Consider the following 17,802-nt stretch of genomic DNA (forward strand, 5'->3'; position numbering starts at 1 on the left):
CGGTCGGGCACCAGCTTGCAAGGAGATCAAAATGTTCAAGCATCTGCTCGTGGCGGTCGACGGCTCGCCCCTGTCCGATACCGCGTACCGCAAAGCCATCGCGCTGGCCCGGCCGCTGCAGGCCGGCATCACCGCAGTCCAGGTGGTTGCGCACTATGACGTGATGCGCCTGCAGACCGCCATGCTGCGCGAAACCCGGGAGCGCTACATGCAGGAAGCCTACCGGCAGGCCGAGGCCTACCTGTCGACGATTGCGCAGGAGGCCGCCGCGGCCGGCGTGAGCTGCGATACCGCCTGCGTCACCGGCGACCACATCTTCCAGGCCATCATCGACGCGGCCGAAAGCCGCCAATGCGACCTGATCGTGATGGCCTCGCACGGGCGGCGCGGCGTGCAGGCACTGCTGATCGGCAGCGAGACGCACAAGGTGCTCACCCACACGAAGATTCCAGTGCTGGTCTATCGCTAGCAACCGAGCGCTAGCAACCGAGCCGCTGCGCCACCGCCGCCACGCGCGCCGCATGGATGCGGTCGCGGATCTGGCTGACATCGTCGGCGCATGCGCGCGCGATGGCGCCGGCGTCGATGGCCACCGCTGCGTCCAGCGCCGCCAGCAGGCGCGCCGCCTGGGGGTACGCGTTGGCTTCAAAGCCCTTGCGCCCGCGCAGGTCGGCCTCGCAGGCCTGCAGCGCTTCGGCAAAGCGGGCCGGCTTGCGCAGCGCATCGCAGCGCTCCAGCAGCCGCACCACGGCGGCCGCGCTGAATTCCAGCGAGCGGTGGATATTGCCGTGCTCGCGCGCCACCACCACGGCCAGGTCGCGGCAGTCGTTGGGCACGCGCAGCCGCGCGCAGACGGCTTCAAGCAGCTTGACGCTGCGCATTTCATGGCCGATATGGCGTGGCAGTACGTCCTCGGGCGTGGTGCCCTTGCCGAGGTCGTGCACCAGTGCCGCAAAACGCACCGGCAGCGGTGCGCCCAGCGCGGCGGCGCAGTCGATCACCATCATCACGTGCACGCCGGTATCAACCTCAGGGTGGTAGTCGGCGCGCTGCGGCACGCCCCACAGTCGGTCCAGTTCGGGCAGCAGCCGTGCCAGCGCGCCGCATTCGCGCAGCACCTCGAACATGCGCGACGGGCGCGCCTCCATCAGCCCGCGCGCGAGTTCCTGCCACACGCGTTCGGGCACCAGCGCGTCGACCTCCCCGGCGGTGACCATTTCGCGCATCAGCCGCATGGTTTCGGCGGCGACGTTGAAATCATGGAAGCGCGCGGCAAAGCGCGCCAGCCGCAGGATTCGCACCGGGTCTTCGGCAAACGCGTCGGAGACATGGCGGAACAGCCGGGCCTGCAGGTCGCGCTGGCCGCCGTGCGGATCGATCACGGGGCCGACCAGGTTGCCGCCTGCGTCGACGGCACGCGCCATCGCATTGATGGTCAGGTCGCGCCGGACCAGGTCGTCCTCGAGCGTGACATCGGGCTCGCAGTAGAAGGCAAAGCCCTTGTAGCCCATTGCGGTCTTGCGCTCGGTGCGCGCCAGCGCGTATTCCTCATGGGTCGCGGGATGCAGGAAGACCGGGAAGTCCTTGCCGACCGGGCGATAGCCCGCCGCTTCCATCTCGTGCGGGGTCGCGCCGACGACTACGTAGTCGCGGTCCTGGCTGGGCTTGCCCAGCAATTCGTCGCGGATCGCGCCGCCGACGGCATACACCTGCATCGTTCTGGCCTCGTCATGGGCCGGCGCCGTGCAGAAGTCCGGCGCCGGTGATGTTGCTAGTGGTTGACGATTATCGCATCGGGACGGTCGGGGACCAGCCGGTACGGCTCGTCGTCGGCCAGGAAGTCGCGTTCCTCGCGCGCGCCGGCAATCCACTCCTGCATGGCCGGCAGTGCCAGCATGAAGTCGGCATAGGCCTTGGCGTCCTCGGCACCATCCGGCAGATAAATGCCGTAGGTGGCAAAGCGGCTCACCACCGGCGCGAAGAACGCGTCGGCCACCGTGAACTCGCCGAACAGGAACGGCCCGCGCGCGCCATGCTGCTTGCGCAGCCCGTCCCAGATCGCGGCGATACGCTCCACGTCGCGCTGCACGGCCACGTTCCAGCCGCGCCCGGGCAGCACCGCGGTCACGTTCATCGGCAACTGGTTGCGCAGGTTGCCGAAACCCGAATGCATTTCGGCGCAGACGGCGCGCGCCACCGCGCGCTCGGCGGGGTCGGACGGCCACAGGTGCTTTTCCGCGAAGCGCTCGGCCACGTATTCGGAGATGGCCAGCGAGTCCCACACCGTGACCTCGCCGTCGACCAGCACCGGCACCTTGCCCGCCGGCGAATAGCGCGCGATCTCGGCGGCGAAGCTGCCGGTGAACAGGCGCACCTGCACTGCTTCGAAATCAATGCCGGCCTGGCGCAGCAGCAGCCAGGGACGCAGCGACCAGGAGGAATAGTTCTTGTTGCCGATGACTAGCTTCATCGTGGGTCCTTGGGGGAGGAAACAGGGGGAGACGGCGCAGGCGCGGCGCCCGCGGCCTGTTGGGCAGTGGGGCAGCAGGCCGGTGTGACGGCCGCGCGCCGGACTGGTCATTCTGCCAGCGCGGCCGCCCGCGTCAAAGTGAATTGCGCTAGCAACCGATATGAAATCTGGTCACATAGGGCACATCGGGCCGCAGGCCTGTCAGCGGTGCACGCTCGCGCGCATATGCGTCAGCGTGGTATCGCGGCTGCGCCCGGCCAGCGCGTCGATCATGACCGACTCCAGGCTGGCAGGATGCAGGTTCAGCTCGGGTGCGACCGGGTGTTCCAGCACATTGTCGAGCCGCATCGAGTCCAGGTTGTCGCGAGACAGCAGCGGTTCGCCCGGCATATGCTCCATGATGCTGGCCTGCACCCGGGCCAGCGCATCGGGCAGCGCGATCACCGGGCGCGGATGGCCGGAAGCGCGGCCGGCAAAGCGCACCAGTTCTTCCAGCGTATAGACCTGCGGGCCGCCCAGTTCATAGCCGTGGCCGATCGTGGCCGGGTTGACCATGGCATTCAGGAAGGCCTGCACCACGTCCTGCACGAATACCGGCTGGAAGCGCGCATGCGCGCACGCCAGCGGCACCACCGGCGCCATCTGCTGCATGTGGGCGAACAGGTTCAGGAAGTGATCGTCAGGGCCGAACACCACCGAGGGCCGGAAGATGGTCCAGTCCAGCCCGCTGGACCGCACGATGCGCTCGCCGTCGCCCTTGCTGCGCAGGTACATCGACGGCCCGTTGCTGTCGGCGCCGAGCGCGCTCATATGCAACAGCCGGCGCACCCCGGTGGACAGGCACGACGCCGCGATCTGCCGCACCAGTTCCACATGCGCGCTGGCAAAGGCTTCGCCATAGGGATCGGCGCGCTCGCCGTGCAGCACGCCCACCAGATTGACGACAATGCCGTCTACGCCGAGCGAGCCGATGGCGTCGTCAAGGGCGGCATTGTCGGCGAGCCCCAGCTCCGCCACCTCGACGCGCGGCAGCAACAGCAGGTGCTGCGCATGCTCGACACTGCGCGTGCCGACCACGATGCGCTCCGGGGCAATCGGGGAATCGGGAATGGCGCCGGGTTCCAGCGGCGCGCCCGAGGCCGAGGCGGCCCCGGCCAGGCGCGAGACGAGATGGCTGCCGATAAAGCCGGCGCCACCGATAACGAGGACGTTGCTGGTCTGCATGATGCCTCCGTGCCACGAAAACCGCACGTCACGGCACCGCGCGCCAGCCCGGGCCCGCCGGGTGCTCCCGGCAGGGCCCGTAATACCCCTTTGAAAGGGGCGATTTCAGGGCAGGCTGGTGGTGGTCACCGCCGACGGCGCGACCATGCCGAGGCGCGATTTCAGCGACTGCGGCCGGCCACTCACCAATGCAGCATAGTACGTAGCGTTGGAAAGCACATTCTTCACATAGCCGCGCGTTTCATTGAACGGGATGGTCTCTGCAAAGATCGCGCCTTCCACCGGCCGCGACAGTGTGCTGCGCCAGGCCTTGGGCCGGCCCGGGCCCGCGTTGTACGCCGCCGAGGCCAGCGTCCAGGAGCTGTCCAGGTCGGTCAGCACCATGCTCAGGTAGTTGGTGCCGAGCAGGATGTTGATATTGGGATCGCCCATCATCGACGGCGCAAAGTCGGCCATGCCGATCTTGCGCGCCACGTACTTCGCCGTGGCCGGCATCACCTGCATCAGGCCATGGGCCCCGGCCGACGAACGCGCATTCATGAGGAAGCGCGATTCCTGGCGGATCAGGCCGTACACCCACGCCATGTCCAGGCCGACGTCGTCGGTGGCGCGCTGCATGATGTCGCGGTACGGCATCAGGAAGCGCAGCGTGAAATCATGCTCGTTGCGGGTGCGGTCGGCGGAGTTGACGGTGCGGTCCAGCAGCTCCAGGCGGCGTGCGTATTCGGCCGCGGCCAGCAGCTCGCGATCGCTCATATTGCGCAGTTCCCAGTTCCACTCGCGGTTACCCTCGAAGCGCAGGTTCATGGCATAGAACTTCTGCGCCCGCTGAAAACCGGGGCGCGAACGCATGGCCATGGCCTCGGCGTCGCTGACGGTGGTGCGCGCCGGCAGCGTGATGCGGTTGCCCAGCTCTTCGCTGGCCAGCTGGCCGTAGAAATTGAACTGGCCGGCAATCTGCTGGAAGTTCTGCTGGGCCTCGGTATCGCGGCCGTCGACCTTGAGCGCGCGGCCATACCAGTAGAGCCAGGCCGGATCCTTGGCGCGCAGTTCAGGACGCATCAGTTCGACTGCCTGGCGCACCTGCTTCCAGTCGCCCTGGCGCAGCGCGGCGCGCACGCGCCATTCCTGGGTGTCGTCGGACAGCCACTGGTTGCCGCCCAGGTCCATCTGGCGGCGGTAGTAGCCGGCCGCCTCGGGCAGCAGCTTCTTGGCCGCGAACTGGCCGATCACGCCCCAGGCCGCGCCCTGCTCGTCGCGCGACAACTGGCCCTGGGCCGTGCTGAGGTAGGCCACCGCCTGCGACGGGTCGTTGCGCGCCATCTTGACGATGGTGGCAAGCGTATCGCCGTCCACGCGCGCGTCAGGCAGCAGCGCGGCGATCTTGCCGGCCAGCGTGAGGTAGTTCTGCTCCAGCGCCAGGCGCGCCTGGAAGGCAACATCGCTGCGCTGGATCTGCTGGCTTTGCGCCAGGTAGCCGATCAGGTCGACGCAGCCTTCGCCGTAGTACCTGGGGTCACTCAGCACATTGCGCGCATCGGCGGCCACGTTCTGGCCCTTGAGCGCGCGCGACAGCAGTGCATAGCACTCGACCTGGGTATCGTCCTTGAGCACGAACTGCGGGTATTCGGCATCGAAATTGGCCCAGTCGCGCTTCTTGCCCAGCACCAGCAGCCAGTCATTGCGCATGCGGTCGGCAATGGCGTCGCCCTTGTAGCGCTGCAGGAAGGCGCGCACCTGGTCGTCGGGCGCATCGGTGCGCGCCAGGCCGCTGGCGTCGAACAACTGCGGCTTGATGCGGAAGTACTCGACATAGGACGGCACCGGATAGTCCACCAGCGTGGCCGAGATCGCGCTGGCACGCTCCACGTCGTTCTTGCGCGCGGCTTCGCGCAACGCGGTGAAGGCCTCGTCAGGATCGCTCGGGATCGCCGCCGCCTGCGGGCGCGACACTGCCTGCGGGCGCTTCTGCGCATGGACAGGCGTGACAAGCAGTGCACATGCCAGCGCCATCCAGGCGGCCCGGCCGGCACGCTGCAGATATACTCCCTTCAGCATTCTTCTTCCTTGTCGATGACGGCGGCGCTGGCGCTTGCAACCTGTGCCCAGCCGCGGCTCCGCCGTCCGTGTTGGTTCGGACGAGGGTCATTATCCCACGCCATGTCTTCTACACCCGCCACCGCACCGCCTGCCCCTGCCGACAACGGCCGCCGCGCACTGCGCACGCAGTTGCTGGCGCAACGCGCCGCCCTGCCCGCGCGTGCCGAAGCCGACGCGCGCATCGCCGCCTCGCTGTCCGAGTTGCTGGCCGGCCTGGCCGTGCGCTGCCTGGGCTTCTACTGGCCGATCCAGCAGGAATTCGACGCGCGCGGCGCGGTCGCGCAGTGGCTTGCCGCCGAGCCCGGCCGGCATGCCGCGCTGCCCGCGGTCAGCCGCCCGGGCGCGCCGCTGGATTTCCACCTGTGGACCCCGGACACGCCCATGGCCACCGGCCACTACGGCATCCCGGTGCCCGACGGCACCGAGGCCGCGACGCCGGATGCGCTGCTCATACCCTGTGTCGGTTTCAGCCCGGACAAGTTCCGCCTGGGCTACGGCGGCGGCTTCTACGACCGCACCCTGGCGGCCCTGGCGCCGCGGCCGCTGGCGATCGGGATTGGCTACGAGGCCTGCCGCGTACCGTTGCAGGCGCAGGCGCACGACATCGCAATGGAGTGGATCGTCACCGAGTCGGGGGCGTTTTAGGGTCTGCCCCGGCGCCGCGCACCAGCTCATCCACCAGCGCACGCATGCAGCGCCAGTGCGATCCCTCCCAGAACACGCGCCGGCACCGGTCGCAGGTGGCAAAGCTGCGATGGCGCTCCAGCACCCCTGGCGGCACGCGCCCCGCCGCGCCCGCCGCATCCAGCGCCCGCAGCGGCGCATTGCAGTCCAGGCATAACGAAAACGGCCGCGCGCTGCGCGCCAGGTCCAGCCGCGCAAAGATCTCGCGCACCTGCAGCTGCGATTTGATCGCCCGCACATAGCAGCCGTGGGTGATGCCGCGGCGCTTGAGCAGCTCGCGGTCGCGCGTCAGCACGATGCGGCCCTCGTCGACGGCAATGCGCTCGATCTCGCTGTCTTCGAAATGGTTGTCGTAGAGGGTGTCGAAGCCGGTCATGCGCAGCAGGTGCGCCAGCCCGCCCAGGTGGGCATCGGCGACAAAGTGCATCACCCGCAGCGGCTGCCCGCGTACCCGCAGCAGCGGGGACACGTCGAGCCGTTCGAACTTGGGATAGACCGAGACCCGGTCGCCATCGCGCAGCCGCCGCTCGAAGCCGGACGACTCGCCATTGACCAGGATCAGTTCGACTTCGGTATGCGGCACGCCCAGCGCCTCGATCATGTGCTTGACCGTGGCGGCGCGCGCGCAGGCGCAGGACAGGTCACGCCGGCGCTGGTCCGGCGCGAGGAAGTCGTTCAGTTCCTCGTAGAAGCGGAAGGTGGCGGTGACCATGGTGCCGAGTATGGCACCGTCGGCGGATTGGCGCGATAGTGCAAGCCTGCCTCAGCCCGCATTCCCCAGCCGCAGCGCCGCCTCCACCGCCAGCCTGGCCCACGGCGTCATCGCCCCGGGCGATTCCAGCGCAGCCGGCGGCAGGCTCAGGTAGTGGCGCATGGTGACCTCGCGCTTCGCCGACTGGTAGCGGAAAGGCTCGCTGCCCTCGGCCTCGAACTTGCCGAGCGTGGCGTCATCCGCCTTCAGGTAGCAGGTGCCGCCCGACACCAGCGCGAACATCAGCCCGTCATAGAACAGCCCATGGCCACCGAACATCCGCCTGGCCGTCACGGGGCCGATGCGCGCCGCCAGCGGCCCCATCAGCTCGAGCAGGTGTTCGATGAAGGGATCCGGGCGGCGCGTGGCCATGGTGGGTTCTTACAGCTTCAGCCGCTGCCAGATCGCCTTGGTCGCGCCGGCCGCGTTGAGCGTATAGAAATGCAGCCCCGGCACGCCGGCGGCCAGCAGCCGCTCGCACAAGGCGGTGACCACGTCCAGGCCGAAGGCGCGGATGGATTCGCGGTCGTCGCCGAAGCTCTCCAGCCGCTTGGCCACCCAGCGCGGCACTTCGGCGCCGCACATCTCGGAGAAGCGCATCAGCTGCGAGTAGTTGGTGATCGGCATGATGCCCGGCACGATCGGCACCTCCACGCCCAGCGCGCGCACGTCGTCGACAAAGCGGAAGTAGGCGTCGGCATTGTAGAAGTACTGCGTGATGGCGGAGTCGGCGCCGGCCTTGACCTTGCGCACGAAGTTGTCCAGGTCGTGGCGCGGGGACTTGGCCTGCGGGTGGTACTCGGGGTAAGCCGCGACTTCGATATTGAACCAGTCGCCGGTTTCGGCCCGGATGAACTCGACCAGTTCGTTGGCGTAGCGGAACTCGCCGATCTCGCCCATGCCCGAGGGCATGTCGCCGCGCAGCGCGACGATATGGCGGATGCCGCCGTCGCGGTACTGCTGCAGGACGGCGCGGATGCTCTCGCGCGACGAGCCGACGCACGACAGGTGCGGCGCGGCCTCGATGCCTTCGCGCTGGATTTCCAGCACCGCGTCCAGCGTGCCCTGCTGCGTGGTGCCGCCGGCGCCGAACGTCACCGAGATGTACTTGGGCTTGAGCGGGGCCAGCTGCGCACGCGTGTTGCGCAGTTTCTCCGTGCCCTCCGCCGTCTTGGGCGGGAAGAATTCAAAGCTGAAGTAGCGGTCTTGCATGATGGTGGCGCGCCGCGTTGGCGCGGCGCGCGAGATGGGATCCGTGGTGAAGCAGCCGGCTTCAGGCGGTGCGTTCGCCCAGCAGCAGGCTGGCAAGCAGCCACGAGATCACGCTGTACAGGATGGAGCCCAGCAGGGCCGCCCAGAAGCCGACGACGGTAAAGCCCGACAGCAGGTTGCCGACGAACAGGAACAGCAGCGCGTTGATGACGAAGATAAACAGCCCCAGCGTCAGCAGCGTGACCGGCAGCGTCAGGATCACCAGGATCGGACGGATCAGCGTATTGACCAGGCCCAGCACCAGCGCCGCCAGCATCGCCGAGCCGAAGCTCTTGATGTGGATCGACGGCACGAGGTACGGCAGCACGAACAGCGCAACGGCGTTGATGACCCAGACGACCAGTAGTCTCATGACGGTTCCTTGAATGTGGTTTCCCCCTCTCCCGCAAGCGGGAGAGGAGAGTCCTGCCTTCCCGCGCGGATCAGTAGCGGTAGTGGTCGGCCTTGTACGGGCCTTCCTTCTTCACGCCGATATACGCGGCCTGCTGTTCGGTCAGCTCGGTCAGCTGCGCGTTCAGCTTGCGCAGCTGCAGGCGTGCCACCTTCTCGTCCAGGTGCTTGGGCAGGGTGTAGACGCCGACCGGGTACTTGCCGCTGTCGCGTTCCTGCCAGAGTTCGATCTGGGCGATGGTCTGGTTGGCGAACGAGCTGCTCATCACGTACGACGGGTGGCCGGTGGCGCAGCCCAGGTTCACCAGGCGGCCCTTGGCCAGGATGATCAGCTTCTTGCCATCCGGGAACTTCACATGGTCGACCTGCGGCTTGATCTCGTCCCACTCGTACTTCTCGATCGAGGCGATGTCGATCTCGTTGTCGAAGTGGCCGATATTGCAGACGATGGCCTGGTCCTTCATCTTTGCCATGTGGTCATGGGTGATGACATGGTAGTTGCCGGTGCAGGTGACGAAGATATCGCCATGCTCGGCGGCGTAGTCCATGGTCACCACGCGGTAGCCTTCCATCGCGGCCTGCAGCGCGCAGATCGGGTCGATCTCGGTCACCCACACCTGCGCCGACAGCGCACGCAGCGCTTGTGCACTGCCCTTGCCCACGTCGCCGTAGCCCGCGACGATCGCGACCTTGCCGGCGATCATCACGTCGGTGGCGCGCTTGATGCCGTCCACCAGCGACTCGCGGCAGCCGTACAGGTTGTCGAACTTGCTCTTGGTCACCGAGTCGTTGACGTTGATGGCCGGAAAACGGAGCTCACCCTTTTGAGCCATCTGGTACAGGCGGTGCACGCCGGTGGTGGTTTCCTCGGTCACGCCGCGGATGGCTTCCAGGTTGCGGCTGTACCAGCTCGGGTCCCTGGCCAGCTTTTCCTTGATGGCGGCGAACAGGTAGGTTTCTTCCTCGCTGCCCGGGTTGGCGATGAGCGAAGCGTCCTTCTCGGCGCGCGCGCCCAGGTGCAGCAGCAGCGTGGCGTCGCCGCCGTCGTCCAGGATCATGTTGGGGGTGCCGCCGTCCGCCCAGTCGAAGATGCGGTGCGTGAAGTCCCAGTATTCCTTCAGCGATTCACCCTTGAAGGCGAACACGGGCGTGCCGCCGGCTGCGATCGCGGCGGCGGCATGGTCCTGGGTCGAGAAGATGTTGCACGAGGCCCAGCGCACGTCGGCGCCCAGTGCCTTGAGCGTCTCGATCAGCACGGCGGTCTGGATCGTCATGTGCAGCGAGCCGGCGATGCGCGCACCCTTGAGCGGCTGCGCGGCGGCAAATTCGTCGCGGATCGCCATCAGGCCGGGCATTTCGGTCTCGGCAATGGCGATTTCCTTGCGGCCCCAGCCGGCCAGCTTGATGTCGGCGACGAGGTAGTCTTGCTTCAGGTCGGTCACAGCGTTCATGTTTCACTCCCGGTGAAGAGTGGCACGCAGATGACGAGTACGGGAATCTGGCAGCTGTGGCATGGCCCGGGGGCACATGCAAAGCACGCGGATAGGTCGACTCGCCTCCGTGCGGACCACGGATCAGCGAGCGCCGTTGAAGACAGTCCGAGCCTGGCGGATGGCATGGGGCGGCTGTGCCGCCGGCCGCGCGATGTGCTTCGCAGGCCTCCATCCGTTGCAACGCTCCTCGGGAGGGTAGGAGTGTACCATTTCTGGTCCACTCCCCCCTAAGAACCGTACGTGCGAGTTTCCTCGCATACGGCTCAAGCCTTTCAAAGTGTTTCTTCAAACACCGGTTTCGCAACAGTCAACTTGCGGCTGTGGACCTGCTTATGACAGTTCGGATGCAGCAGCACGCGATTCCCCAGAGCGTCCGAGCCACCGTACATCTGGTACTCGATGTGATGGTCTTCCCATCCCGTCTCCTTGGTGATCTTGCACCGACACATCGCACACAAGCCTTTCTGGGACATGTACAGCTTGATCCATTGCTTCCGGTGCGCCATGTTTTTCAACAAGCGTTCCTGTCGCAAGGTCTCACCATACCTTTCCTGGTCCGGGTCAAAGGGGTTGTAGTCCCCCTTGATTTTCTTGTGCCGCTGGATGGGCCTGCGCGAGAGCGCGTACAACTCCCACCAGCTGATACTGCCGTTCACTTCCACTACACGAGTACCAAACACCCAGTGTCGTTCACCGTCCGAGGCGAAGTACTTCTTCCGCACCCATTCAGCGTTCTTCCCTCGATGTCGCCGTTTCGCCCAGCGCCATAGTGCGTTGAAAATCAAACGCTCCAGCTTGCTGAACATCGCTTTCGCAACCACCGGGCTGTGATACTGCGCCCAACCTCGTAGCATCGGGTTCAGCAGTCGGATCAATTCCTCCTGCTTCTCCGTCTTGTGGCCGGCAATGACCTCTTTCACCTTGCGATAGAACGCCTGGGCGTTCTTCTTGCTCGGCTTGATGAGCAGTCGTCCCGAGTACTTCCGGAAGTTCCACCCCAGAAAGTCAAAACCTTCCGCGATATTGACGATCCGCGTTTTCTCCGTGGACAGCGACAGCCCTCGAACGGCAAGGAACTGCTCCACCCACGGCTTCACTTCGTTCTCTAACAGCTCCGGCGTGTCGCCGGTGATCACGAAGTCGTCCGCATAGCGCACAACATTCACTTTCAGCTTCTTCGTGCGGTTGACGCCCAATGTCGTTTGTAGAAACGCTATCAGTTGTCGTTCCAGCCCGTTGAGTGCCACGTTTGCCAGAGTCGGGGAAATGATGCCTCCCTGTGGTGTTCCGGCTTCAGTCTCCTGAAACTGGCCCTGAAATACCACGCCAGCTTTCAGCCATTTGCGCAGGATTGCCGTGTCCATAGGGACATTGCGCTCCAGCCACGCGTGACTGATATGGTCAAAACATCCTCGAATATCCGCCTCCAGTACCCATTGGGCCGAGGCCTTCTGGGAGAGGGACACGAATAGCTGGGACATGGCGTCCGCCGTGGACCGATTGATCCGGAACCCGTAAGAGTTCGGATCGCTCGTGCCTTCGGACACCGGTTCCAACGCCAGCAGGTACAGCGCCTGCATGGCTCGGTCCAACATAGTCGGGATGCCCAGCGGGCGCTCCTTTCCGTTGGCTTTGGGGATGAAGACCCGCCGTAATGGCATGGGTCGGTACCCCCGACGCTTCAACCGTCCGATGGCTTCCCATCGAACTTCAGGTGAGTCCCATAACTCGCGGTCCACGCCATGTGTCCGCTTGCCTCGGTTTTCCGTCACCCGTCGCACTGCCGATGCCTTGGCCGCGAACGAGCGGGTCAGCATCCGTTGCAGGGCCTTGACCCTGCGCCATTTGCCTTCCTGCGTTGCCTTCGCAATTCGAAACTGCATTCCCCTGACATTCCGTTCGACGCGGCGCCAATCAATATCGCCCCATGCTTGCGGTCTGCCGGAAAGCGCAGATCGATCTGTACCGCCGATCAATACTTTCATGCTGCTCTCCTGTTCTGAAAGATCAAACGATCCCAGACGCGAGGACACAGCTTTCCCCCTCGCGGGAGAAAAACTGCGCTCCCGCGCGGGGGGTCATTGATTGGTGTCGGATGACCCGAAGGTCGTCTTTCACCTCAAGTTGTAGAGGTCTGACAGCCGTCCTGCGACGATCGACCAGTTGGAAGTCTGCCCGCTTTCGCGTGAGGAACGAGCCTCTATCCGGGGCATTACCCCCGGCGTTCGCTTTTTCCAACCTCCCATACCCGCACAGCCAACAGCGTTCCTTGCGGTCCGCCTGCCTGAGCCGTACTGCGCCCCGGCAGCCATACGGGCTTACCACGTTCCCTACACGTTACACGACCGGGTTAGGACCCGCCTCTTCACCGGTGGTCTATTGACGACGTATCCCGACCACTCAGCGGGATATCCGACCACGTACCATTTGGTTAGTGCCTGTCAGCAGCTTAGGCACCGTAATACTCACGGTGTTTAATAGCGATTCACTTATGTTGCCCATACCGGCCAGCCTAGCCCCTCAACCCCATTGCTGCTCGGAGTCTCTACCAGTCAGCCTCGCGGCTCACTAATACCCAGACGTCGGGGGGATACATTGTCAGGAGAGCTTCGCACCCCACCGTTACCAGTGACGCACGTCTCCCTAGGCTACTGCTAGTCGCATAGCAGGTTCTCTATCCAAGGCTGCCTCACGGCAGTGCTCAGGTCGAACCATAACGCGTAGAGCTTGCGCTCCCGACCTCATCGTGACGACCTTGTAGTGCTCCTGGGCAAGCGAGCGCCTGACGAATGGCGGACCATTCGCCCCTTGGGCATATTGAACTTTCATCGCAGGGATGAACGCGCATGGAAGCTCGCCCATAGGCGAACTTCCGCCTTCGGGCAGTGGCTGATTTGTGGTTCAGCAGATTGCAGGCCAGACCGGGACCGGTACTGTGGTCCGATCTGACACCCCCAACTGAAGAGGGGGATAGTCGCGAGATGTCGATTCTGCGCAACAACTGCCAAGGCAATCGTCACGGAATCGATAGAGGTCGATACCCCAGAAGGGGTTTTAAGGCTTACATAACCAGCTAAAATACTGCCGGTTCACCGTCATGACTTGCGCTGAACGGTGTTTCGCTTTCTGCCGTTAATCCCAATAGCTGCCTTGATATACGGCGTTACCAAGCTTGGGTTCAGGGTGTTATAGAGGGCCTGACCTCTTCACGGAGCGCGCCGTGTCGCACGAGTGGCGGTATTGTAGCGTGCCCGGGCGCCTTGCGCACCGGATCCCTCCGATTCCTGCACAGATGATCCCAACGCCACCCCGCACCCTGACCATCGCCGGCTCCGACTCCGGCGGCGGCGCCGGCATCCAGGCCGACCTGAAGACCTTTTCCGCGCTGGGCTGCTTCGGCATGAGCGCCATCACCGCCATCACCGCGCAGAACACGCAGGGCGTGACCGGCGTGCACGCCATTCCCGCCGACATGGTGGCCGCGCAGATCGATGCCGTGGCCGGCGATATCGGCGTAGACGCGGCCAAGACCGGCATGCTGGGCACCGCCGCCATCGTCGAGGCCGTGGCCGCGGCGGCGGACCGGCACGGCATCCGCAAGCTGGTGGTGGATCCGGTGATGATCTCGACCTCGGGCGCGACGCTGTCCGACGACGCCACCACGCAGGCCATGGTGCGGCTGCTGTTCCCGCGCGCGCTGCTGGTCACCCCCAACCTGCCCGAAGCCTCGTACCTGCTGGGGCGCAGGATCGCGCGCCGCGCCGGGATGGAGCAGGCCGCCGCCGACCTGATCGCCATGGGCTGCCCCGCCGTGCTGCTCAAGGGCGGCCACCTTGAAGACGACACCGGTGCCGGCGGCCTGGACGACCTGCTGATGCTGGCCGACGGCAGCGTGCGCGTGTTCACGCACCCGCGTGTCGATACCCGCAACCTGCACGGCACCGGCTGCACGCTGGCCGCCGCGATTGCCGCGCAACTGGCGCGCGGCGATGCGCTGGAGGCAGCCGTGGCCACCGCGCTGGACTATGTGGCGCAGGCCATCGCGGCGGGCGCGGGGCTGCGGCTGGGCGCTGGCAACGGGCCGCTGAACCATTTTTTCGCGCCGCGCGCGCTGGGGTGACGGAGATGACGATGCTGACCGATATCGACCTGCGCAGCGACCCGGCTGCCGCGTTCTACCTCAAGCATGAAGTCGTCGACGTGGTGTTCGCCACCGGGCCCGGCGAGCTGATCAGCCGGGAGGGGCCCAACCGCTACCAGCCCGGCGATGCGCTGGTCACCAGCCGCGGCGGTGACCGCTGGTGCGTGTCGCGCGACCGCTTCGACCCCAAGTACGAAGCGGTGCCGCCGCTGGCGCACGGCCAGGACGGCGCCTACCGCAACAAGCCGATCCCGGTACTGGCGCGCGAGATGCACGAGGCCTTCAGCATCGCGCGCAGCGCCGGCGGCGACGTGCTGCACGGCAAGCCGGGCGACTGGCTGATGCAATACGCGCCCGGCGACTATGGCATCACCGAGCGCGCGCGCTTCGAGCAGGTGTACCGGCCGCTGCAGGACTGAGCGGCCCGGCCAACGCCGGGATCAGTTGCCGCCGGCGGAAAGCGGCACCAGCTTGAACGCGGCCCGCGCCACGCACACCACGGTGCCGGCCGCATCCTTGACCTCGCCCTCGCAGAATGCAATGCGCGCGCCACGGCGCAGGCAGCGCGCCTCCAGCGTCAGCTCGCCGCGCGCGGCCGCCAGGAAATGCGTGGACATGTCGATGGTGATCACGCCGGTGTCCAGCGGCGCATGCGAGCGTGCGGCGCCGCTCAGCGTGAAGTCCAGCGTCGCCATCAGCGTGCCGCCGTGCACATCGCCGCGGCTGTTCACCAGCGACGGATGCGCCGGCAAGCGCGTACGGCACAGGCCTTCCTCGATATGCACCGGCTGCAGGCCAAAATATCGCATCAGCGGAATGTCGATGCCAAAGTAGGGCTTCTCCGGCGTGCCGGGTGCGGCGGGGATGATTTCGGGGACGGGCTGGCTGGACATGGTGGGCGATGCTGGGTGATTGGCGGGGAATGCTGCCCGACATCATAGCGACGGGGTCCGGTTCGGTTTCCGCGGCTGGGCGAATGTCGCACAAATCTTGGCTATGCAAGCCAGCCAGCCGTAGCCAACGCCGTGCGAACCAGGCTCCCCTCGCCCGCTTGCGGGAGAGGAGAGCAAACCGCAGGGTCAGAGAACCTGTGACAGCTCAGCCGACCGGAAACAAACTGACCAGATGCGCCACCGCGGCCGGCACGTCGCCTGCCTCGGTCACCGCCCGCACCACGGCGGCACTGCCGACGCCGACGGCCAGCACCTCGCGCATATTGGCGGCGTTGACGCCGCCGATGCCCACCAGCGACGGGATCACCGGCTGCATCAGCTTCACATAGGCGCGGAAACGGCCCATGCCTTGCGGCTGGGTCGGCATCACCTTGGTGGTGGTCGGGAAGATCGCGCCCAGCGCCAGGTAGCTGGGGCGGATCGCGGCCACCCGCACCATTTCGGCATAGCCGTGGGTGGAAACACCCAGCCGCAGCCCCGACGCGCGGATCGCATCGAGGTCGGCATCGTCCAGGTCTTCCTGGCCGAGGTGGATGCCGTAGATGCCGCTCTGCTCGCCGCCGGTGGCGGCGCGGTGATCGATCGCGGCCTGCCAGTGGTCGTTGATGAACAGGCGCGAAGACGAGCCCTGCATGGCCTTCGCCGCGCGTGCGATCTCGGCGCGCACCGCGGCCGGGTCGTCGGACTTGAAGCGCAGCTGCACCGTCGGCACGTTCAGCGGCGCCAGGCGCTCGATCCATTCGGCGCTCGGCACCACCACATACAGGCCCAGCGCGGGGCACGGCGCGAACGGCGCCGCAGCCTGCTCGGGCGCCACCAGCGCGGCGTGCCGCACATGCGGGAAGCGCGCGAAGTCGGACGGCCAGTCGGCCGAGCCCGGCTCCCAGGCGCGTGCCAGGCACAGCGCGTCGTGCGCCGGGAAATGCAGCGACAGGCAGGCCAGCAGCACCGCGACAAAAGCGGGCGAATGCGGCTGGCCGGTGTCGGCGGCCACAGAGAAGACCCACGTGCCCATCGGCGAGCGCACGGTGTCGATCCACCGGCCGCCCTCGCGGTCGGTCTCGATCAGCGTGGCGCCCGCGGCGGCAACGCGCGCGATCACGGCTTCGTCGGCTTCGCCGTCGGACAGCAGCACATCGTGGGCGCCGGGTTGCGCCGGCGCGTCGGCCAGGCGCCAGGCCTGCCACGGCTTGTCATCGACGCCAAAGGTCTCGCCATAATGTTCCAGCACCGCCTGGCGCAGCGGGCCGTCGCTGGCGGCATGCACCGCGCGGCGGGTCATGCGCGCTGCTCCGTGTTGTCGGCGTGCCAGAACGGCATGCCGACGACAGGCGTGCTGGCCTGCGCGACCTCGCGCTCGGGCATCGGCCCGGCCAGGTAGGCGGTGCGGCCGGCTTCCACGGCCTGCGCAAAGGCGCGTGCCATGTTGACCGGGTAGGCAGCCTGCGCCACCGCGGTGTTGAGCAGCACGCCGTCGTAGCCCCACTCCAGTACCTGCGCCGCGTGCGACGGCAGGCCCAGGCCGGCATCGACGATCAGCGGCGTGTCGGGCAGGCGTTCGCGCAGCACGCGCATCGCGTGCGGGTTGACCGCGCCGCGGCCGGTCCCGATCGGGGCGGCCCACGGCATCAGCGCCTGGCAGCCCACGTCGAGCAGGCGGCGGCACAGCACCAGGTCCTCGGTGCAGTACGGCAGCACCTTGAAGCCTTCCTTGATCAGGGTCTCGGCCACGGCCGGCAGGTTCAGCGTATCGGGCTGCAGCGTGTAGTCGTCGCCGATCAGCTCGAGCTTGATCCACGGCGTTTCGAAGACCTCGCGTGCCATCATCGCGGTGGTGATCACCTCCTGCGCGGTAAAGCAGCCGGCGGTATTGGGCAGCACCGGCACGTCCATGGCCCTGAGCATCTGCCAGAAGGCCTGGCCGCCCTCGCCATCGCCGACCGCGCCCTGGCGGCGCAGCGCGACGGTGATCATGGCGGGCTTCGACGCCTGCACGGCCGCCTCCAGCGTGGCCGGGGACGGGTAGCGCGCGGTGCCCAGCAGCAGGCGCGAGCCGAACGACTCGCCATACAGCACGAACGGGTCGCGCAAGGTTTCGGAGGGTTCGAAGGTCATGGGTCAGCCTCCCGTCACGGGTTGCACGAGGTCGATGCGGTCGCCGGCCGCAAGGGGGGTGTTGGCGTGGGCGCCGCGCGGCACGAACTGGCCGTTGACCGCCGCGGCAAAGGGGGGCGCGATCTGCGCCGCGCTCACCGCGTCCGCCAGCGTGGCGGAATCGGCAAGGGCTAGCGGTCGGCCGTTGAGCAGGATATCCATGTCGTTCA

18 protein-coding genes and 1 riboswitch are annotated in these 17,802 nt (G+C 66.6%); of the genes, 4 read left to right on the plus strand and 14 right to left on the minus strand.

Annotation, left to right across the window (positions count from 1 at the left end; genetic code table 11):
* Positions 1–31 precede the first annotated feature (31 nt).
* Entirely contained in the window at positions 32–469 is a 438-nt protein-coding gene (locus ACZ5MJ_RS16855) for a universal stress protein (RefSeq protein WP_464220876.1), read from the plus strand.
* Positions 470–479: 10 nt separating this feature from the next.
* On the opposite strand, the gene ACZ5MJ_RS16860 is transcribed toward ACZ5MJ_RS16855, so the two are convergent.
* The 4 genes from ACZ5MJ_RS16860 to ACZ5MJ_RS16875 all read right to left on the minus strand — a co-directional run bounded on the left by ACZ5MJ_RS16860 (position 480) and on the right by ACZ5MJ_RS16875 (position 5,752).
* Positions 480–1,715: a multifunctional CCA addition/repair protein gene (locus ACZ5MJ_RS16860; RefSeq protein WP_464220877.1), complete on the minus strand. Its 1,236-nt coding sequence runs from the start codon at positions 1,713–1,715 to the stop codon at positions 480–482.
* Positions 1,716–1,771: 56 nt separating this feature from the next.
* Positions 1,772–2,470 (minus strand): glutathione S-transferase family protein, encoded by a 699-nt coding sequence (locus tag ACZ5MJ_RS16865; RefSeq protein ID WP_464220878.1) that lies wholly within the window; start codon positions 2,468–2,470, stop codon positions 1,772–1,774.
* A 201-nt stretch (positions 2,471–2,671) separates the two neighbouring features.
* Positions 2,672–3,694 (minus strand): complex I NDUFA9 subunit family protein, encoded by a 1,023-nt coding sequence (locus tag ACZ5MJ_RS16870; protein ID WP_464220880.1) that lies wholly within the window; start codon positions 3,692–3,694, stop codon positions 2,672–2,674.
* A 105-nt stretch (positions 3,695–3,799) separates the two neighbouring features.
* Positions 3,800–5,752, minus strand: coding sequence for a lytic transglycosylase domain-containing protein (locus ACZ5MJ_RS16875; RefSeq protein ID WP_464220881.1), 1,953 nt, complete (start codon positions 5,750–5,752; stop codon positions 3,800–3,802).
* Between the two features lie 102 nt (positions 5,753–5,854).
* On the opposite strand from ACZ5MJ_RS16875, the gene ACZ5MJ_RS16880 reads away from it, so the two are divergent.
* Complete coding sequence (locus ACZ5MJ_RS16880; RefSeq protein ID WP_464220882.1) at positions 5,855–6,439, plus strand: 5-formyltetrahydrofolate cyclo-ligase; 585 nt, start codon at positions 5,855–5,857, stop codon at positions 6,437–6,439.
* Here the strand turns inward: ACZ5MJ_RS16880 and ACZ5MJ_RS16885 are convergent.
* From ACZ5MJ_RS16885 to ltrA, 6 genes are all read right to left on the minus strand, one after another.
* Complete coding sequence (locus ACZ5MJ_RS16885) at positions 6,417–7,190, minus strand: Mut7-C RNAse domain-containing protein (protein WP_464220883.1); 774 nt, start codon at positions 7,188–7,190, stop codon at positions 6,417–6,419. The two genes, ACZ5MJ_RS16880 and ACZ5MJ_RS16885, sit on opposite strands and share 23 nt — an antisense overlap.
* Positions 7,191–7,241: 51 nt before the next feature.
* Positions 7,242–7,601 (minus strand): TfoX/Sxy family protein, encoded by a 360-nt coding sequence (locus ACZ5MJ_RS16890; RefSeq protein ID WP_464220885.1) that lies wholly within the window; start codon positions 7,599–7,601, stop codon positions 7,242–7,244.
* Positions 7,602–7,610: 9 nt separating this feature from the next.
* The gene (gene metF, locus ACZ5MJ_RS16895; RefSeq protein ID WP_464220887.1) at positions 7,611–8,441 is read right to left on the minus strand and encodes a methylenetetrahydrofolate reductase [NAD(P)H]; all 831 of its coding nucleotides are present in this window, start codon (positions 8,439–8,441) and stop codon (positions 7,611–7,613) included.
* 61 nt (positions 8,442–8,502) lie between these two features.
* Positions 8,503–8,853 (minus strand): phage holin family protein, encoded by a 351-nt coding sequence (locus ACZ5MJ_RS16900; RefSeq protein WP_432259001.1) that lies wholly within the window; start codon positions 8,851–8,853, stop codon positions 8,503–8,505.
* Positions 8,854–8,923: 70 nt separating this feature from the next.
* Positions 8,924–10,342, minus strand: a complete 1,419-nt coding sequence (ahcY, locus tag ACZ5MJ_RS16905; protein WP_464220889.1) for an adenosylhomocysteinase — start codon at positions 10,340–10,342, stop codon at positions 8,924–8,926.
* Positions 10,343–10,463: 121 nt separating this feature from the next.
* A riboswitch (S-adenosyl-L-homocysteine riboswitch) is annotated at positions 10,464–10,579 on the minus strand.
* Between the two features lie 77 nt (positions 10,580–10,656).
* Entirely contained in the window at positions 10,657–12,369 is a 1,713-nt protein-coding gene (ltrA, locus tag ACZ5MJ_RS16910) for a group II intron reverse transcriptase/maturase (RefSeq protein WP_464220890.1), read from the minus strand.
* Between the two features lie 1,307 nt (positions 12,370–13,676).
* Between ltrA and thiD the strand changes: the two genes are divergently transcribed.
* Together thiD and ACZ5MJ_RS16920 are read left to right on the plus strand one after the other, a co-directional pair.
* Positions 13,677–14,504 (plus strand): bifunctional hydroxymethylpyrimidine kinase/phosphomethylpyrimidine kinase, encoded by an 828-nt coding sequence (thiD, locus tag ACZ5MJ_RS16915; protein ID WP_464220892.1) that lies wholly within the window; start codon positions 13,677–13,679, stop codon positions 14,502–14,504.
* Between the two features lie 5 nt (positions 14,505–14,509).
* Positions 14,510–14,944: a PGDYG domain-containing protein gene (locus ACZ5MJ_RS16920; protein ID WP_464220893.1), complete on the plus strand. Its 435-nt coding sequence runs from the start codon at positions 14,510–14,512 to the stop codon at positions 14,942–14,944.
* Positions 14,945–14,965: 21 nt separating this feature from the next.
* Here the strand turns inward: ACZ5MJ_RS16920 and ACZ5MJ_RS16925 are convergent, their stop codons facing one another.
* The 4 genes from ACZ5MJ_RS16925 to thiS all read right to left on the minus strand — a co-directional run bounded on the left by ACZ5MJ_RS16925 (position 14,966) and on the right by thiS (position 17,794).
* Complete coding sequence (locus tag ACZ5MJ_RS16925) at positions 14,966–15,418, minus strand: PaaI family thioesterase (RefSeq protein WP_464220894.1); 453 nt, start codon at positions 15,416–15,418, stop codon at positions 14,966–14,968.
* 205 nt (positions 15,419–15,623) lie between these two features.
* The gene (locus tag ACZ5MJ_RS16930; protein WP_464220896.1) at positions 15,624–16,760 is read right to left on the minus strand and encodes a thiamine phosphate synthase; all 1,137 of its coding nucleotides are present in this window, start codon (positions 16,758–16,760) and stop codon (positions 15,624–15,626) included.
* Positions 16,757–17,593: a thiazole synthase gene (locus tag ACZ5MJ_RS16935; RefSeq protein ID WP_432258995.1), complete on the minus strand. Its 837-nt coding sequence runs from the start codon at positions 17,591–17,593 to the stop codon at positions 16,757–16,759. The genes ACZ5MJ_RS16930 and ACZ5MJ_RS16935 overlap by 4 nt, the downstream gene beginning before the upstream one ends.
* Positions 17,594–17,596: 3 nt before the next feature.
* Positions 17,597–17,794: a sulfur carrier protein ThiS gene (gene thiS / locus ACZ5MJ_RS16940; RefSeq protein ID WP_432260333.1), complete on the minus strand. Its 198-nt coding sequence runs from the start codon at positions 17,792–17,794 to the stop codon at positions 17,597–17,599.
* Positions 17,795–17,802 lie beyond the last annotated feature (8 nt).

The organism is Cupriavidus sp. LA-1, from assembly GCF_055385985.1.

Excerpts from the sequence above, each read along its gene's own strand:
- ACZ5MJ_RS16855 (WP_464220876.1), top strand. The coding sequence starts at position 32 with ATGTTCAAGCATCTGCTCGTGGCGGTCGACGGCTCGCCCCTGTCCGAT.
- ACZ5MJ_RS16860 (WP_464220877.1), bottom strand. The coding sequence starts at position 1,715 with ATGCAGGTGTATGCCGTCGGCGGCGCGATCCGCGACGAATTGCTGGGC.
- ACZ5MJ_RS16865 (WP_464220878.1), bottom strand. The coding sequence starts at position 2,470 with ATGAAGCTAGTCATCGGCAACAAGAACTATTCCTCCTGGTCGCTGCGT.
- ACZ5MJ_RS16870 (WP_464220880.1), bottom strand. The coding sequence starts at position 3,694 with ATGCAGACCAGCAACGTCCTCGTTATCGGTGGCGCCGGCTTTATCGGC.
- ACZ5MJ_RS16875 (WP_464220881.1), bottom strand. The coding sequence starts at position 5,752 with ATGCTGAAGGGAGTATATCTGCAGCGTGCCGGCCGGGCCGCCTGGATG.
- ACZ5MJ_RS16880 (WP_464220882.1), top strand. The coding sequence starts at position 5,855 with ATGTCTTCTACACCCGCCACCGCACCGCCTGCCCCTGCCGACAACGGC.
- ACZ5MJ_RS16885 (WP_464220883.1), bottom strand. The coding sequence starts at position 7,190 with ATGGTCACCGCCACCTTCCGCTTCTACGAGGAACTGAACGACTTCCTC.
- ACZ5MJ_RS16890 (WP_464220885.1), bottom strand. The coding sequence starts at position 7,601 with ATGGCCACGCGCCGCCCGGATCCCTTCATCGAACACCTGCTCGAGCTG.
- metF (WP_464220887.1), bottom strand. The coding sequence starts at position 8,441 with ATGCAAGACCGCTACTTCAGCTTTGAATTCTTCCCGCCCAAGACGGCG.
- ACZ5MJ_RS16900 (WP_432259001.1), bottom strand. The coding sequence starts at position 8,853 with ATGAGACTACTGGTCGTCTGGGTCATCAACGCCGTTGCGCTGTTCGTG.
- ahcY (WP_464220889.1), bottom strand. The coding sequence starts at position 10,342 with ATGAACGCTGTGACCGACCTGAAGCAAGACTACCTCGTCGCCGACATC.
- ltrA (WP_464220890.1), bottom strand. The coding sequence starts at position 12,369 with ATGAAAGTATTGATCGGCGGTACAGATCGATCTGCGCTTTCCGGCAGA.
- thiD (WP_464220892.1), top strand. The coding sequence starts at position 13,677 with ATGATCCCAACGCCACCCCGCACCCTGACCATCGCCGGCTCCGACTCC.
- ACZ5MJ_RS16920 (WP_464220893.1), top strand. The coding sequence starts at position 14,510 with ATGACGATGCTGACCGATATCGACCTGCGCAGCGACCCGGCTGCCGCG.
- ACZ5MJ_RS16925 (WP_464220894.1), bottom strand. The coding sequence starts at position 15,418 with ATGTCCAGCCAGCCCGTCCCCGAAATCATCCCCGCCGCACCCGGCACG.
- ACZ5MJ_RS16930 (WP_464220896.1), bottom strand. The coding sequence starts at position 16,760 with ATGACCCGCCGCGCGGTGCATGCCGCCAGCGACGGCCCGCTGCGCCAG.
- ACZ5MJ_RS16935 (WP_432258995.1), bottom strand. The coding sequence starts at position 17,593 with ATGACCTTCGAACCCTCCGAAACCTTGCGCGACCCGTTCGTGCTGTAT.
- thiS (WP_432260333.1), bottom strand. The coding sequence starts at position 17,794 with ATGGATATCCTGCTCAACGGCCGACCGCTAGCCCTTGCCGATTCCGCC.